Below are 16,090 nucleotides of genomic sequence, written 5' to 3'. Positions count from 1 at the left end.
CAGGACTACAACGGAGTGACATATGCCCCGGCGATCCCGCCGTCCACGAGGAACTCGGCGGCGTTGACGAAGGACGCGTCATCGCTGGCCAGGAAGGCCACGGCGGAGGCGATCTCCTCCGGTTCGGCGAACCGGCCCACCGGCACATGGACCAGCCGGCGCTGGGCCCGCTCCGGGTCCTTGGCGAACAACTCCTTCAGCAGCGGGGTGTTGACCGGCCCCGGGCACAGCGCGTTGACCCGGATGCCCTCGCGGGCGAACTGCACGCCCAGTTCGCGGGACATGGCCAGCACCCCGCCCTTGGAGGCGGTGTAGCTGATCTGCGAGGTGGCGGCGCCCATCACGGCCACGAACGAGGCGGTGTTGATGATGGAACCCCTGCCCTGCCGCCGCATATAGGGCAGCGCGGCCTTGCAGCACAGATAGACGGAGGTGAGGTTGACCTCCTGGACGCGCTTCCAGGCGTCGAGTCCGGTGGTGAGGATCGAGTCGTCGTCGGGCGGCGAGATACCGGCGTTGTTGAAGGCGATGTCCACCGAACCGTAGGTGTCGAAGGCGGTCTTGAAGAGCGCCTCGACCTCCTCGGGGTCGGTCACATCCACCCGGACGAAGAGCCCGCCGACCTCGTCGGCCGCGGCCTTGCCCGCGCTCTCGTCGATATCGGCGCAGACGACCTGCGCGCCCTCGGAGGCCAGGCGGCGCGCGGTGGCCAGGCCGATGCCGCTGCCCGCTCCGGTGACGACGGCGGTACGGCCCACCAGACGGCGGCACACGGGGGTCTCGGTCACGTCACTGCTCCTCGGTGCTGATGAAGACGTTCTTGGTCTCGGTGAAGGCGGTAAGGGCGTCGGGGCCCAGCTCCCGGCCCAGGCCGGACCGCTTGTAGCCGCCGAAGGGGGTGGCGTACCGCACGCTGCTGTGTGAGTTGACGGACAGGTTCCCGGCGGCGACGGCGCGCGAGACCCGGACCGCGCGGCCCACGTCGCGGGTCCAGATCGAGCCGGACAGGCCGTAGTCGGTGGCGTTGGCCAGCCGTACGGCGTCGGCCTCGTCCTCGAAGGGAACGACGACGGCGACGGGGCCGAAGATCTCCTCCACGGCGGCGCGGTCCCCGGGCCCTGCGGCCTCCAGCACGGTGGCCGGGTACCAGAACCCCTTGCCCTTCGGGGCCTCGCCACGGATCACGGCGGGCGCGTCCTCGGGTACGTAGGACCGTACGCGCTCCCGCTGGGCGGCCGAGATCAGCGGGCCCATCGCGGTGGCGGGGTCGGCCGGATCGCCGACCGCGAAGGAGGTTACGGCGGGCGCCAGCAGCTCCATGAACCGGTCGTAGACGCTGCGCTGGACCAGGATGCGGCTGCGGGCACAGCAGTCCTGTCCGGTGTTGTCCAGGAAGGAGCCGGGGGCCGCGGCCGCGGCACGCTCGACGTCGGCGTCGGCGAAGACGATGTTCGGGCTCTTGCCGCCGAGTTCGAGGGTCACCCGCTTCACCCCCTCCGCGCATTTGGCCATGATCCCCTTGCCGACGGCCGTGGAGCCGGTGAAGACGACCTTGGCCACGCCGGGGTGCTCGACCAGCGCGGCGCCCGCGACCGGCCCGGCCCCGGGCAGCACCTGGAAGAGCCCCTCGGGAAGGCCTGCCTCCAGGGCGAGTTCGGCCAGCCGGAGCGCGGTGAGCGGGGTGGTCTCGGCCGGTTTGAGGACCACCGCGTTCCCGGCGGCCAGGGCGGGCGCGGTGCCCCAGGCGGCGATCGGCATGGGGAAGTTCCACGGCGCGATGACCGCGACCACGCCGAGCGGCTCATGGAAGGTGACGTTCAGCCCGCCGGCCACCGGGATCTGGGCGCCGTTCAGCCGCTCCGCTCCCCCGGCCGCGTAGTCCAGCAGATCGCGCACATTGCCCGCCTCCCAGCGGGCGTTGCCGATCGGGTGGCCCGCCTCGCGGACCTCAAGCGCCGCGAGCTCCTCGATGTGGTCGTCCACGACGGCGGCGAAGCGGCGCAGCAGCCGGGCGCGGTCGGCCGGCGCGAGCGCGGCCCAGCCGCGCTGCGCCTCGGTGGCGCGGGCGACGGCCGCGGCCACGTCTCCCGGGGTGGCGGCGGGGACGGTGGCGATGACCTCCTCGGTGGCCGGGTTGAGGACCTGGTGCTCGTGGGGGTGCTGGTGGGAGGGTTCGTTGCTCACTCGGTGGTTCCTCACATGCGCTCGAAGGACCGGAAGCGCTCCCAGTCCGTGACGGCGGTGTCGTAGGCGTCCTGCTCGACGCGCGCCATGTTGAGGTAGTGCTCGACCACCTCGTCGCCGAAGGCGGCCCGCGCTATGGGGCTGTTCCGCCACAGCTCGGCGGCGTCGCGCAGCGAGGTCGGGACGTGCTCGGCGTCTCCGGCGTAGGCGTTGCCGGTACAGACCTCGGGGAGCTCCAGCTCCTGCTCGACGCCGTACAGCCCGGCGGCCACCATTGCGGCCACAGCCAGATACGGGTTGACATCGCCGCCGGGGAGCCGGTTCTCCAGCCGGTGGGAGGGGCCGTGGCCGATGACGCGCAGCGCGCAGGTGCGGTTGTCCGGGCCCCAGGCGACGGCGGTGGGCGCGAAGGAGCCGGGGCGGAACCGCTTGTAGGAGTTGATGTTCGGGGCGTAGAGCAGGGTGAACTCGCGCATCGCCGCGAGCTGTCCGGCGAGGAAGTGGCGCATGGTCTTCGACATGCCGTACGGGCCGTCGTCGTCGGCGAGCACGGGGTGCCCGGCCTCGTCGCGCAGCGAGAGGTGGATATGGCAGGAGTTGCCCTCGCGCTCGTCGTACTTGGCCATGAAGGTGAGCGCCATGCCCTCCTGGGCCGCGATCTCCTTGGCACCGGTCTTGTAGACGACATGCTGGTCGCAGGTGGTCAGCGCGTCGTCGTAGCGGAAGGCGATCTCGTGCTGGCCGAGGTTGCACTCCCCCTTGGCCGACTCGACGGTCATCCCGGCGGCGCCCATCTCATTGCGGATGCGGCGCAGCAGGGGCTCGACCCGGCCGGTGCCGAGGACGGAGTAGTCGACGTTGTACTGGTTGGCGGGGGTCATCCCGCGGTAGCCGGTGTTCCACGCCTGCTCGTAGCTGTCCCGGAAGACCATGAACTCCAGCTCGGTGCCGGTGTACGCGGTCCAGCCGCGCTCGGCGAGCCGGTCGAGCTGACGGCGCAGGATCTGGCGCGGGGAGGCGACCACGGGGCTGCCGTCGTGCCAGGCGAGGTCGGCGGTGAGGAGGGCGGTGCCGGGGTTCCAGGGGGTGCGGCGCAGGGTGGCGGTGTCACCGTGCATGGCGAAGTCGCCGTAGCCGCGCTCCCAGGAGGACATGGCGTAGCCGTCGACGGTGTTCATCTCGGTGTCGACGGCGAGGAGGTAGTTGCAGCCCTCGGTGCCGTGCTCCAGGACGTCGTCGAGGAAGAAGCGGGCGGCGAACCGCTTGCCCTGCAGCCTTCCCTGCATATCGGTGAAGGCCAGGACGACGGTGTCGATCTCCCCGGCGGCGACCAGTCTGGTCAGCTCGTCGACCGAGAGCGGGGGCGTGCGGTCTGCCACGGTGGGCCTCCTGCGTCGGAGAGTGCGGGGAGCGGGGGGAATTCGGGAGTTCGGGGGTTCGGGAAGCGCGGAGAGTCAGAGCGTTTTCGGGGAGTGCAGGGAATCGGAGAGGGCCTGAGGGCGCGGGGTGGCCTTAAGGTAATACCGCATACCATTGATTGGGAAGTAGGTGCGGACGGTTCGATGAGCGAGAGCGGGAGTGAGCACGGGAGCGCGGCGGACGACCGGCTGGCGCCGGTGCTGCGCCCGGTGCGAGCGGGAAACGGCTTCGAGGAGGCACTGGAGCAGATACTCCAGGTGCTGCGACTGGGGCTGGTCCCCGACGGTGGCCGGCTCCCGGCCGAGCGGGAGCTGGCCGACCGGCTGCGGATCAGCCGGGTGACCCTGCGCGAGGTACTGAAGGTGCTGCAGGACCAGGGGCTGGTGGAGAGCCGCCGCGGCCGCTACGGCGGCACCTTCGTCCGGGCCAGGCCCGAGCCCGCCGGGGGCGGCGAGGACGAGCTGCGGCGCCGGGTGGCGGCGGTCGACGTCGAGGACACACTTCGGTTCCGCGAGGTCCTGGAGGTGGGCGCGGCGGGGCTGTGCGCCGCGCACGGGCTCGGGGACGGGCAGGTACGGCGGCTGCGGGCGGCCCTGGACGCCACGCGGGACGCCCCGCTGGCCGACTACCGCCGCCTGGACACCATGCTCCATCTCACGCTCGCGGAGCTGGCGGGCTCACCGTCGCTGGCCACCCAGTACGCGGCCGTCCGCGCGACCGTCAACGACCTGCTGGACTGCATCCCGCTGCTGGTGAAGAACCTCGAGCACTCCCAGGCCCAGCACGGGGCGCTGGTCGAGGCGGTGCTGGACGGGGACGCGGACGGGGCGCGCGAGGTGATGCGGGAGCACTGCGAGGGCACGGCGGCGCTGTTGCGCGGCTTCCTGGTCTGACCCGGCGCGCGGGCGGGAGAGCACCGGCCCTTAACCACGGTTTTACGCAGAGGTCTTGCGCATCGCTGACCGGCAGACAAAGGTATGGCCCCACACCTTTGCCATCGCCCCCTCGCGTGGAGCAGGAGTCCCCCATGGCTGACGGAACCGAGTCCGCCCGCACCGAATCCGCCCGCGCCTCCGTCGGCGGTGCCCCGGCGCCGTCCCCCGAGGACGCGTATCTGGAGCGCCGCACCCTGCGGCGCGGCAGCGCGGGCCCGCTGCTGCTGACCGGCCTCGGCGTCGCCTATGTCGTCTCCGGCGACTTCTCGGGGTGGAACTTCGGCCTGTCGGAGGGCGGCTTCGGCGGCCTCGCCATCGCCGCCCTGCTGATGGGCCTGATGTACGCCTGCATGGTGTTCGCCCTGGCCGAGCTGGCCGCGATTCTCCCGACCGCGGGCGGCGGCTACGGCTTCGCGCGGCGCGCCCTCGGCCCCTGGGGCGGCTTTCTCACCGGCACGGCGATCCTCATCGAGTACGTCCTGGCCCCCGCCGCCATCTCCATCTTCATCGGCGACTACGTCGAGTCGCTCGGGCTCTTCGGCCTGGAGTCGGGCTGGCCGGTCTATCTGGCGTGTTTCATCCTCTTCATCGGCATCCATCTGTGGGGCGTGGGCGAGGCCCTGCGGTTCAGCCTGGTCGTGACCGCCATCGCCGTCGCCGCGCTGCTGGTCTTCGCCGTCGGCGCGCTCACCGACTTCGACGCGGGCTCGCTCAACGACATCCCGGTGGACCATTCGGCCGCCGGTGCCACTTCCTGGCTGCCCTTCGGGCTGCTCGGCATCTGGTCGGCGTTCCCCTTCGGCATGTGGTTCTTCCTGGGCGTGGAGGGGGTGCCGCTCGCGGCGGAGGAGACCCGCGACCCGGCCCGTACGCTGCCGAAGGCCATGGCCTGGTCCATGGGCATCCTGCTGGTTCTCGCCCTGCTCACCTTCCTCGCGGCCACGGGGGCGCGCGGCTCCGGCGCCGTACAGGAGGCGGGCAATCCGCTGGTCGAGGCGCTGCAGCCGGACGGCAAGGCGACCGTGCTGTCCCGCATCGTCAACTACGCGGGCCTCGCCGGGCTCGTCGCCTCCTTCTTCTCCCTGATCTTCGCCGGTTCGCGCCAGCTGTTCGCCCTCTCCCGGGCCGGCTATCTGCCCCGCTTCCTCTCCCTGACCAGCAGGCGCAAGGCCCCGTTCCTGGGACTGCTGGTCCCGGGGGCCATCGGCTTCGCCCTCGCGGCCTGGACCGGCGACGGCGCCCGGATGCTCAACACCGCGGTCTTCGGCGCCACCATCTCGTACGCCCTGATGTCGCTCTCCCATATCGTCCTGCGCCGCCGCGAGCCGGGCCTGGACCGCCCTTACCGCACCCCCGGCGGCACGGTAACGTCGTCCATCGCCTTCGTCCTGGCCTGCTCCGCGCTGGTGGCCACCTTCCTGGTGGACAAGGACGCGGCCTTCATCGCGCTCGGCGTCTACGCGGTGGCGCTGGCCTACTTCGCCTTCTACAGCCGCCATCGCCTGGTCGCGGCCGCGCCGGAGGAGGAGTTCGCGGCGCTGGCGGAGGCCGAGGCGGAACTGTCCCGCGATTGAGCGCACAGTGAGTGCACAGATCTTCGAAGATCGGAGTCCCCGGTGTCCAAGCCCCTGATCGGCGTCAGCACCTATCTCGAATCCTCGGCGAGCTGGGGTGTCTGGAACCTCCCCGCCGCGCTGCTGCCCGCGGGCTACCACCGGCTCGTCCAGCGCGCGGGCGGCCTGGCGGCGATGCTGCCGCCCGACGAGGACCCGGCCGCCGCAGCGCGGATCGTCTCCCGCCTCGACGGGCTCGTCATCTCCGGCGGTCCGGACGTGGAGCCCATGCGGTACGGGGCCGAGGTGGACCCGCGCACCGGGCCGCCCGCGCGGGAGCGGGACGCCTGGGAGCTGGCCCTGATCGACGCGGCCCTGGCGTCGGGCACTCCCCTGCTGGGCATCTGCCGCGGCCACCAGCTGCTGAACGTCTTCCTCGGCGGCACCCTCGTCCAGCACCTGGACGGCCACGCGGGCCGGCCCGGCGTCTTCGGTCACCACGAGGTGAAGCCGGTCCCGGACACGCTCCTGGCCGAGATCCTCCCGGACCCGGTGTCCGTCCCCACCTTCCACCACCAGGCCGTGGCCCGGCTGGGCGAGGGCCTGGTCCCCTCGGCCCACTCCGCGGACGACGGAACGGTGGAGGCGGTGGAACTGCCGGACGTGGAGGGGTTCGTGCTGGGTGTCCAGTGGCATCCGGAGGCCGGCGACGACGTACGGATCATGCGCGCCCTGGTCGAGGCGGCGGCGGGCTGAGGCGGATCGGGCCCAGGCGGGCCGGGCCCGGGCGGGCCCGGTTCAGCCGAGCTTGAGCAGCAGTTCGGTGAGTTCGGCCGGCATGGTGATCATGCAGTCATGGCCGGTCTCCAACTCCCACACCTGCGCCGGGGAGCCGTTGGGCTGGATCGCGGGGACCGGCCGCCGGGTGACGCCTTCCGGCACATGGGCAACGCAGTGGATATGCGTCCGGGGAATCGCGTTGACGGCCGGGTTGTCCAGCCGGACCGGTTGCTGGAGGCAGCGCACCGACTGATCCGACATCATCGAGCGCAGCCACGCCACGTCCGCCGGATCGGTGACCCCGAACAGACCCGAGGACGGGTCCATCCCGACCAGGGGCGGAATCCGCCAGCCGCTCTCGGATGCCAGGGCCTGGTCGATCATGGCCTGGGTGAAGGGCATGACATCGGCCGCGGTCTCGCCGTCCTCCGGGACCATCGCGTCGAGATAGACCAGCTGCGCGATCCGGTCCGGGAGCTGGTTGGCCGTGGACGAGATGACCAGCCCGGCGTAGCTGTGCCCGACGAGCACCACGTCGGTGAGGTCCTCTTCGGTGATCAGCCCGACGATGTCGTCGACATGCGTCTCGAGCCCCACCTCGGGACTCAGCAGGTGTGCCGTGTCGCCGTAGCCGGTCAGCGTCGGCGCGACCACCCGGTGTCCGGCCGCCGCCAGCAACGGAACCACCCGCTCCCAGCACTCTCCACTGTGCCAAGCGCCGTGCACTAGTACATATGTCGACATATTTCCGCTCCATCTGCATCAAAAATAAACGGGACGCTGTCCCGGTTAAAAATATGGGACAGCGTCCCGCTTAGCAAGCGGGGGCCGGTGCGGCGGTCAGGAGTTGATCTCGAACGGGTCGCCGTAGACCGCCCACCGAAGCGGGGGCGTCAGGTCGAAGTTCTTCTCGTTGAGGAACTTCCGCTGCTCGGTGTCGACGCGGCTGGTGTCGCTGTGCGCCTCCTCGCTCTTCATGGCCTCCTTACGGGCGTCGAGGAAGGCGTTGAGGTACGTGGTCTCGTTGCCGCCCTGCGCCGGGGGCTTGGCCTTGGACAGGGCGGTCTTACGGATGCCGCCGAAGCTGTACTTGCTGTCGCCGGGGCCGTGCATCACGATCGCGTCGTAGTAGATGAACTGGCCCAGCGCGCCCAGGCCGTCGCTCTTGCCCTGCTGGACGGCCGGGTTGAAGTAGACGCGGTCGCGCTCGTGCTCCTGGGCGTCCTGGAACGCCTTGTCGGCGGCGGCCTTCTTCCAGTCCTCGGTGAAGTTCGGGTCCAGGCCGTCATGGGAGTCGGTGCCGTCGACGTCACGCAGCGCGGGGAGGTACTTGGCCAGGACGTTGCCGGGCTTCTGCTCGGTGTAGTACTCGACGAGTTCCAGCATGTCGCCGGTGCCGGAGCAGAATCCGATGATGCCCGCCGTGTAGCCGCGGCCGTCACCTATGTCCTCGATGTACTGGAACTGGGCGCGCCAGTCGAGCGAGGAGTTCTCGGCGCTGGAGACCAGCTTCATGGCGATTTCCTTCTTCGCCGGGTCGTCCAGGTTGCTCGCCGCGGCGGCCTTGTGCGCCGAGTGGCGGTGCACGTCCGCCGACGACGGCAGGTGGTCGGACGCCTGCCCGACTCCGACGCCGGTGAAGACGAGCGCGGCCGGTACGGTGACGGCCACCGCCGCGAGGCCGATCCTCCGGGGCATGGGGGACATGGGGACTCCGTTCCTTGTCGACTGTGGGGGAAGTGCGCTCGGCCGTCCCAGGCCACACCGGGGCAGCCCCGGGTCCTGGGACGATCCGTTAGGAACCTTTCCTAACCATTCAAGCGAGCGCGTCGTGTCCACCACAAGGGTTTCGACACCATTCGACAAAGAAGCCCTGCGCCGGTCCGCCGCCGGGAGGCGGCGCCAAATCCCTTGCTACGACTGAGGTATGGGCATCGCGGGGTCCGCGCCACCCGCCGCCCCGGACCTTCCGGACCCGCCGGTCGCCCCGGACGAGCCCGTCGCCCCGGATGTGCCGGTGAGGCCGGCCGGCTCGGCCGCGCCCTCGGCCCCGGCCGGCGTCTTGGTCACCGGCCGTGCCGCGATCGCCCGCCACCACGGCTCCAGCGGCAGCCCCTGCCCGGGCTCGAACGGCTGCCCCGGACGCGGAACGGCCACGTTCGCCCCGGCCTCCCCCGCCGCGGACACCGTTCCCTCGGCGGGCTCCTCCCACGGGTGCGGGGCGAGGTTGAAGGTGCCCCAGTGGATCGGCAGCATGATCCCCTTCGCCGGGTCCCCGCCCTGCAGATCGAGGTGGGCCCGCATGCCCTCCTCGGGGGTCATATGGATGTCCGGCCAGTAGTCGGAGTACGCGCCGATCTGCACCATGGTCGCGTCGAACGGCCCGTAGGCCGCGCCGATCTCCGCGAAGCCGGGGAAGTAGCCGGTGTCCCCGCTGTGGTAGACCCGGTGCTCGGGACCGGCCACCACCCAAGAGGCCCACAGGGTGTGCTGGGTGTTGCGCAGCCCGCGCCCGCAGAAGTGGCGGGCCGGAGTGGCGGTGAGCGTGAGCCCGGCGACCTCGGTGGACTCATGCCAGTCCAGCTCGGTCATCCGGTCGGCCGGGACGCCCCAGCGCTCCAGATGGGCGCCGACCCCGAGCGGGACGACGAACATGGCGTGGCTCCGCACCAGCGCCCGGATCGTGGGCATGTCCAGATGGTCGTAGTGATCGTGGGAGATGACCACCGCGTCCACCGGCGCCAGCTCCCGCAGCGGCACCGGCACCGGGTGCAGCCGCTTGGGCCCCACCATCGAGAAGGGCGAACAGCGCTGCCCCCATACGGGGTCGAACAGCACCCGCCGCCCGTCGATCTCCGCGAGCACGCTGGAGTGCCCCATCCAGGTCAGCCGCAGCCCGGAGGCAGGCGGGGCGGCCAGATCGGCGACGGTGGTGGGGTGCACCGGCACGGTCCCGGCCGGTGCCCTGCGGACGCGCTCCTCCTTGCGGAAGTAGGTGGACGCGAACTTCAGCATCGAGCCGGACGGGACGGTGCGGGCGCCCACCGGGTTCACGAACACACCGTTCGCGAAGTTCGGCGACCGTCGGATGCGCTCCATCCGCTCCCCAGCGGGATCCGCCCCGAAGGCGGCGGGGCGCAGGGCGGCGGTGAGCCGGGAACGTGTCGGATGGGAGCCGGTCACGGATCCTCCAGGGTGAGAGGGCGGGGGCACTCCAACGCGCGGTGCCGTTGGGCTGCAATCACACAACTCTCACGAGGGGTGACCTTGTTCCGGAACGGTGCGCTCGGCCGAGGTGAACGACACCACCAGATGGTCCTCCAGCGGGCGGTAGCCGAGACGCTGGTAGAGGGCGTTGCTGGTGGGGTTGTCGAGATCCGTGAAGAGCAGGACCTCCTGCACCCCGGCGGCCCGCGCGGCCCGGCTCACGGCGGCCGTGGCGGCGCCCGCGTAACCGCGTCCGCGCAGCTCAGGCGGGGTGTAGACGAGGGCGACCCGGGCCATGTCCGCGACCGTACGGCTGATCCCGGCGCAGGCCACCGGCCGGCCGTCGACCTCCCACAGGGTGATCCCGTCGTGGCTGAGCTTGTCGTCCACCTGGGCGGCGACATCGTCCATCAGCGCCTGGGTCTCGCGGGCGAACCCCTCGTACCAGGTGAGCAGCAGATCGCGGTCGGCGGGGGTGGCGGTCCGGGGGCGCCCCGGCGGCGCGGGATCGGGCGGGGTGAGGGTGGAGAGCCGGTAGAGCCGGTGGTTCTGCTCGACGCTGCTCATCGCACCGGTGAGGCCCGTCCAGGCGGTGGCGAAGGTCTCGGCGGTCTCACGCCCGGCGTTCACTCCGCTGATCTGCCGCTCGCCGTTCCCCGCGAGGGTGCGGGCGAGGGCCCGAGCCGCCTCGCCGGGCAGGGGGGAGAGCAGCGGAGGGTAGGGCGGGGTGCACAGAAACGCGCCCTCCACCGACCCCTGCCCGGTCCACCAGCCGTACACCGGCGGCTGATCGCCGTATCTGCCGCTGCCCCCGGCCACCAGGGAGGAGACCACTGTGAGCAAAGTGGTGTGCCGGGCCGGGCGGGCGTCCAGAAAGTCGCCCGCCGCGGCCCGGAACTCATCGAGGTCGTACGTCACCGTCCACGCCATGTGCTCCAGGCTGGCGCGGAGCGGCGGAGCGGCGCACCTCAATTTCCTCGCTTCTGACCGGATGACCGCTCGGCAGCCCGGTCAGCGGCCGCTCAGCAGCTCAGGTTGGAGCCGGGGGTGGTGCCGAGTATCTGGACGAACCGCTGGTAGGCGTCGATCCGGCTCTGGACCTGGCCGGGGTTGCCGCCGTTGCACTCCAGGCTGCCGTTGATGGCGCGGATGGTCTCGCCGAAGCCGCGCTGGTTGACCATGGCGTCGTGCGGGGTCATCGAGCCGGCCCCGGTCTGGGTGTTCCAGAACCACAGGGCGGTCTTCCAGGACACCGCGGCGTCCTGCTCCACCAGCCAGGGGTTGCCGAGCAGGTCGATGCCGAGTGCGTCGCCCGCGGCCTTGTAGTTGAAGTTCCAGCTGAGCTGGATCGGTCCGCGGCCGTAGTAGGCCGCCTGGCCCGCGGGGCAGCCGTAGGGCTGGCTCGAGTCACAGTAGTGCGGGTAGTTGGAGGTGTTCTGCTCCACGACGTGGACCAGACCGCCGGTCTCGTGGTTGACGTTGGCCAGGAAGGCGGCCGCCTCCTGCTTCTTGACGGTGTCGCTGCCGGTGTTGGCGAAGCCGGGGTAGGCGCTCATGGCGGCGGTCAGGCCCTGATAGGTGTAGAACGAGTTCCGGTTCGGGAACATCTGGTTGAACTGGGCCTCGCTCACCACGAAGGCGCTCGGGTTCTGGCCCTCGGAGCCGCAGTTGAAGGGCTCCCAGTACCAGGTGCTGATCACCGGGTCATAGCCCGGGTTGTCGTGCTCCGCGCGGTAGTACTTGCCGTCGGTGTACCGGACGATGTCGCCGGTGACGTACGCCTTGCCCGCGGCCCAGTTCGGGTAGTCGCAGGCCGCCTGGGTGGTCGTCCCCGCCGCCGAGGCGGACGAGGCCATGGGCATGACAAGCACACTCGCACACACCGCCGCGGTCGCCGCGAGCGGCGCCAGAACACGTCGTCTCCACATGAGGCCGATCTCCTTCGCGTGGGGGGCCCTGCAATGCTGAGGGACACTCAAGCGGCTTGGTCTATACCAGTCAAGGTATAGACCAAACCTTTGTGCCGGAATGAGCAAACGGGCGGTCTCCGGAGCAAGTCCGGTAGCAGTACGGGGATCTGACTTTCAATCAGGTCTCGCGCTCGGGGCGGTAGGTGTCGGCGTCCACCCCGAAGGTCCAGGCGACGCCCTCGCGGGCGGTCCGGACCCGGGGCGGCACGCGCAGCCAGTAGGTGCGGTGCGTACCGTCGGGCTCCGGCGTGGAGTTGACCACCTCGACCATCACCACCGGCTCGTCCCCGTCCAGCGCGATACGCCACAGGGCCCCGGTCTCGTCGCGGTGCACCGGCTCGGCCCCGGACTCCTCGAGATAGCGCTCATAGCCGTAGTGCTCCAGCATCACCCGGCGCAGCTCCGCGTTCTCCTCCTCGCGGATGCGCTCCGGGGTCAGCTCGCCGAGCCGCTGGAGGAAGGCCGCGGGCACCGGCATGCCCCGCCAGGCGTACAGCGCGAAGCCGTCGGGGAAGGCGAGGGCGGGACCGTCGCCGCGGTCGAGGCGGCCCGCCTCGTCGCGGTGCAACTCGACCGGGCGCTCGGCGACGATCACAGCCTTCTCGTACGGCCACCACCAGCCGGCGGCGCGGGCGACCGCGGCGACACCGGCCAGCGGGTCGGGCTCCGCCCCGTCCGCGACGGCGGCCAGCCAGGGCGCGTCATGCTGCCCCAGCACCGCGTCCAGCAGGGCGAGCCGGACGGCCGTCCCGCGATCCGGCTCCGGCGCCAGGGCCTCGACCACCCCGGTGCGGACGCGCTCGGTCAGGGCGCGGGTGACATCCCACAGCGGCGCCGCCGAGAGCGCCCACCGCCCGGCCCAGCCGGCCGGACCCAGGTCGTCATGGAGCCGCTGCCGGGCGCGCGCCCACGGATGGGTGCGCACGGCCTCCCGCACCGACGCACCCACGCCGCCGGCGACCGGCTCGACCCCGGCCGCCCGCAGCGTGCCCGCCGCCCGCTCGGCGAAATCCTGGGGCAGCCGGTCCTCCTGCCCGGTCAGCGGCATCACGGCCGCCGTGGCCGCCAGCGGGGAACCGGCCCATACGATCCGCTCGGGCGCGGTGAGCCCGGCCTGCTCATAGGCGCGGCGGATGCCCGCCTCGGCCGCCGCGCGGTCGGCCGGGCCGGTGGCCGCGGCGACCGTGCGCCAGTGTGCCGTCCGGTCCTCGTCCGCGAGCACGTTCACACCACTCATGCCGTTCCCCACCGCCGTCGCAACCGCAGTTGCCGTTGCCGTCGTCATCGTTCGCTCCCCGCCCTCAGTCCGCCACGACGCGCACGGCGCCCGGCACGTACTCCCGCTGGCGCACCACGCGGTACCAGCCCTTGGGCAGCGGTATCGCCGCGTGCTCCTCGTGCACCACCCGCCCGCCGTCGGGGAGATGAAGGTACGAGACGCCGAACGGGCCCGACTCGCGCACCAGCGTGCCCGGCCCGACCACCGCATGGGCGTGCCCGGTCACCTCGCCGAGCGCCAGCACCAGCCGGCCCCGCCCGTCCCTCGGCTGCCGCGGCAGCGCGTCGATGCCCTGCGGCAGCGCCTCCGCGGCCACCGGAACGATCAGGACGTCGCCCTGTCGGTACATGCCAATTCCCTTTCACCGCAGCCGTTTTGGGCCCACCGAGCCCTGCGGGCCGGTCGATGGTCATGACGTTACGGGGGGCCACCGACAACACCGTCCGACAACCCGATCCGGCCCCCGCCCGGCACCCCGGCCCCGCAACGGCGTTGCCGGACCGCGTCCGCCAACGCCCGCCGGGGCGGCTGTCGGTGGCGCTTGGTACAACTCTTCGCACGCCAATCGGAACCAGGCACGCCCACGCGAACACATCAGGAGATACCGCTCATGTCGGTCGACCACCTGGACGAACTGCACGGCCTTCCGGCCTTCGACTTTCCGCTGTCCGACGAGGGGGCCGCCGAGCTGCCCGAGCCGGGCGCCGTCGCCTGGCGGATCTCCTACGACCCCTACCGCGACGAGTCGGACGAGGACTTCGATGGGCGTTTCCAGCGCTTCTCGACCTCAGTGGACCCCTCGCGGGTGCGAGCGCTGATCATCGGTCAGTGGGGCGAGACCTACGAAGGCGACGCCGACGATGCCATCGAGCAGCTCCTCATGGCCAAGGACCGGCTGACCGCGCTGGAGGCGGTCTTCATCGGCGACATCACCGCGGAGGAGTCGGAGATCTCCTGGATCGAGCAGTCCGATGTGACACCGGTCCTCCAGGCCTACCCCACCCTGCGTGAACTGGGCGTCCGCGGTGGAAACGGGCTGTCCTTCCCGGCCGTCACCCATACCCACCTGCGCACGCTCCGCTTCGAGACCGGCGGGCTGCCCGGCGAGGTGGTGCGCGGGGTCGCCGCCAGCGACCTGCCCGCGCTCGAGCACCTGGAGATGTGGCTCGGTGTGGAGGAGTACGGGGGCAACGCCACCGTCGCCGACCTGGCCCCGATCCTGAGCGGCGGCCGGTTCCCCGCGCTGCGCCACCTGGGGGTGCAGAACAGCGAGATCCAGGACGAGATCGCGGCCGCCATGGCGGCGGCCCCCGTGGTCGCTCAGCTCGCATCCCTCGACCTGTCCATGGGTGTGCTCACCGACGAGGGTGCGGCCGCGCTGCTCGACGGCCAGCCGCTCACCCATCTGAAGTGGCTCGATCTGGACCACAACTACTTCTCCTCGGCCATGGAGGAGCGGCTGCGCACGGCCCTGGAGCCGTCCGGGGTGAAGGTCGTGATGGCCGAGAAGGGCGATGAGGACGAGTACGACGACGAGGTGTTCCGCTACACCGCCGTCGCCGAGTGATGTCCATGCCCCATCGAGAACCCGACAGGGAAGGGCCCCCTTCCATGAATGGGACGCGCTTCGCCGTGGTCGGCAATCCGGGCGGCCGCCGGGTGGAGATGTTCTCCGAAGCCGCCGTGGCCGCCGGACTGCCCGCGCCCCGGGTGCTGGCCTGGCGCGATGTGCTGACCGACGGCGCCGCGTTCGAGCCCGCCGAAACCGTGCGGATCGACTCGCCGGGCGAGGACGAGGAGGTGGAGTGGCTGCTGCGCGGCGCCGTCGACCCCACCCGGGTCGAGGGCACCGGCCGCTGGTACGCGCGGTTCACCGAGGCCGTCCGGGGCGTCGCGGCGGCGGCGCGCACGGCCGGTGCCACCTTGCTGAACGACCCCGGAGAGCTGGCCGTCCTGTTCGACAAGCGGCTGTGCCACGGGGCGCTGGACGGCGCGGGCGTCCCGGTACCGCCCTCGCCGACCTCCGGGCCGCAGGCGCCGCCCATGCGCGGCTGGGAGGACGTGCGCGCGGCGCTCGGCACCTCGGGGCTGCGGCGCGCCTTCGTCAAGCCGGCCCACGGCTCGTCCGCCTCCGGAGTGCTCGCCGTGGAGACGGCGGGCCCCGGCCGGGTGCGGGCCACGACCTCCGTGGAGCGCACGGAGGACGGCCGGCTGTACAACTCGCTGCGGGTGCGGCGGTACGACACCGAGGCGGAGGTCGCCGCGATCGTCGACACCCTGGCGCCGGACGGGCTGCACATCGAGCGCTGGCTGCCCAAGGCGTCCCAGGACAAGCGCGTGGCCGATCTGCGGATCGTGGTGGTGGCGGGCAGGGCCACCCACGCCGTGGTGCGCACCAGCCGCTCCCCCATGACCAATCTCCACCTCGGCGGGGTGCGCGGCGATCTGACCGCCGCCCGCGCGGCGGCGGAGGCGAGCGGGGTGGCCTGGAGCGAGGTGCTGGGCACCGCGGAGCGGGCGGCCGAGTGCTTCCCGCGCACGCTGTGCGTCGGGGTCGATCTGCTGCCCGGTCCGGGGTGGCGGCGGTTCGCCGTCGGCGAGGTCAACGCCTTCGGCGATCTGCTGCCCCGGCTGACCGGTCTGCCCGGCAGCGGCGCGGAGGGCCTTGACACCTATGCGGCCCAGGTCGCCGCCGTGCCGCGGATACGGAAGGACGCCCACCGCGATGCCGCTGTCTGAGCCCGCCATGCCGCTGTCCGAGCC

Annotated in this window: 15 protein-coding genes; 5 read left to right on the top strand and 10 right to left on the bottom strand. The window is 71.8% G+C overall.

The window, feature by feature from the left end:
- Window positions 1-5 precede the first annotated feature (5 nt).
- The 3 genes from ACFYOY_RS07040 to ACFYOY_RS07030 are packed head-to-tail and all read right to left on the bottom strand — an operon-like array spanning window position 6 to window position 3,563.
- Complete coding sequence (locus ACFYOY_RS07040) at window positions 6-788, bottom strand: 3-oxoacyl-ACP reductase (RefSeq protein ID WP_059148024.1); 783 nt, start codon at window positions 786-788, stop codon at window positions 6-8.
- 1 nt (window position 789) lies between these two features.
- Window positions 790-2,184, bottom strand: a complete 1,395-nt coding sequence (locus tag ACFYOY_RS07035; RefSeq protein ID WP_388585351.1) for an aldehyde dehydrogenase family protein — start codon at window positions 2,182-2,184, stop codon at window positions 790-792.
- A gap of 11 nt (window positions 2,185-2,195) precedes the next feature.
- Window positions 2,196-3,563 carry a glutamine synthetase family protein gene (locus tag ACFYOY_RS07030; RefSeq protein ID WP_351903815.1) on the bottom strand — a complete coding sequence of 456 codons (1,368 nt, stop codon included), beginning with the start codon at window positions 3,561-3,563 and terminating at the stop codon, window positions 2,196-2,198.
- Window positions 3,564-3,746: 183 nt separating this feature from the next.
- Between ACFYOY_RS07030 and ACFYOY_RS07025 the strand changes: the two genes are divergently transcribed.
- The 3 genes from ACFYOY_RS07025 to ACFYOY_RS07015 all read left to right on the top strand — a co-directional run bounded on the left by ACFYOY_RS07025 (window position 3,747) and on the right by ACFYOY_RS07015 (window position 6,847).
- A complete protein-coding gene (locus tag ACFYOY_RS07025; RefSeq protein WP_351903812.1) occupies window positions 3,747-4,496 on the top strand; it encodes an FCD domain-containing protein in 750 nt (249 codons plus the stop codon).
- Between the two features lie 134 nt (window positions 4,497-4,630).
- Complete coding sequence (eat, locus tag ACFYOY_RS07020) at window positions 4,631-6,112, top strand: ethanolamine permease (protein ID WP_388585347.1); 1,482 nt, start codon at window positions 4,631-4,633, stop codon at window positions 6,110-6,112.
- A gap of 42 nt (window positions 6,113-6,154) precedes the next feature.
- Window positions 6,155-6,847, top strand: coding sequence for a gamma-glutamyl-gamma-aminobutyrate hydrolase family protein (locus ACFYOY_RS07015; protein ID WP_351903806.1), 693 nt, complete (start codon window positions 6,155-6,157; stop codon window positions 6,845-6,847).
- Window positions 6,848-6,889: 42 nt separating this feature from the next.
- Here ACFYOY_RS07015 and ACFYOY_RS07010 read toward each other — a convergent pair whose 3' ends face one another.
- The 7 genes from ACFYOY_RS07010 to ACFYOY_RS06980 form a co-directional block, all read right to left on the bottom strand.
- A complete protein-coding gene (locus tag ACFYOY_RS07010; RefSeq protein ID WP_351903803.1) occupies window positions 6,890-7,615 on the bottom strand; it encodes an alpha/beta hydrolase in 726 nt (241 codons plus the stop codon).
- A gap of 96 nt (window positions 7,616-7,711) precedes the next feature.
- The gene (locus ACFYOY_RS07005) at window positions 7,712-8,578 is read right to left on the bottom strand and encodes a chitosanase (protein WP_351903800.1); all 867 of its coding nucleotides are present in this window, start codon (window positions 8,576-8,578) and stop codon (window positions 7,712-7,714) included.
- 207 nt (window positions 8,579-8,785) lie between these two features.
- Window positions 8,786-10,054, bottom strand: a complete 1,269-nt coding sequence (locus ACFYOY_RS07000) for an MBL fold metallo-hydrolase (RefSeq protein WP_388585343.1) — start codon at window positions 10,052-10,054, stop codon at window positions 8,786-8,788.
- A 69-nt stretch (window positions 10,055-10,123) separates the two neighbouring features.
- Window positions 10,124-11,008: a GNAT family N-acetyltransferase gene (locus ACFYOY_RS06995; protein ID WP_351903794.1), complete on the bottom strand. Its 885-nt coding sequence runs from the start codon at window positions 11,006-11,008 to the stop codon at window positions 10,124-10,126.
- 92 nt (window positions 11,009-11,100) lie between these two features.
- The gene (locus tag ACFYOY_RS06990) at window positions 11,101-12,006 is read right to left on the bottom strand and encodes a glycoside hydrolase family 19 protein (RefSeq protein WP_351903791.1); all 906 of its coding nucleotides are present in this window, start codon (window positions 12,004-12,006) and stop codon (window positions 11,101-11,103) included.
- Window positions 12,007-12,166: 160 nt separating this feature from the next.
- Complete coding sequence (locus ACFYOY_RS06985; RefSeq protein WP_388585339.1) at window positions 12,167-13,285, bottom strand: DUF6745 domain-containing protein; 1,119 nt, start codon at window positions 13,283-13,285, stop codon at window positions 12,167-12,169.
- A gap of 64 nt (window positions 13,286-13,349) precedes the next feature.
- Window positions 13,350-13,676, bottom strand: coding sequence for a hypothetical protein (locus tag ACFYOY_RS06980; protein ID WP_137968229.1), 327 nt, complete (start codon window positions 13,674-13,676; stop codon window positions 13,350-13,352).
- Between the two features lie 261 nt (window positions 13,677-13,937).
- Between ACFYOY_RS06980 and ACFYOY_RS06975 the strand changes: the two genes are divergently transcribed.
- Window positions 13,938-14,894, top strand: coding sequence for an STM4015 family protein (locus ACFYOY_RS06975; RefSeq protein WP_388585337.1), 957 nt, complete (start codon window positions 13,938-13,940; stop codon window positions 14,892-14,894).
- Between the two features lie 44 nt (window positions 14,895-14,938).
- Window positions 14,939-16,066 carry an STM4014 family protein gene (locus ACFYOY_RS06970; RefSeq protein ID WP_388585336.1) on the top strand — a complete coding sequence of 376 codons (1,128 nt, stop codon included), beginning with the start codon at window positions 14,939-14,941 and terminating at the stop codon, window positions 16,064-16,066.
- The last annotated feature ends 24 nt before the right edge of the window (window positions 16,067-16,090 follow it).

The sequence above is a fragment of the Streptomyces sp. NPDC007875 genome (genome assembly GCF_042868035.1).
In the GTDB taxonomy this organism is placed as follows: Bacteria; Actinomycetota; Actinomycetes; order Streptomycetales; family Streptomycetaceae; genus Streptomyces; species Streptomyces antimycoticus.
This window is presented reverse-complemented; position numbering and strand designations above follow the sequence as displayed.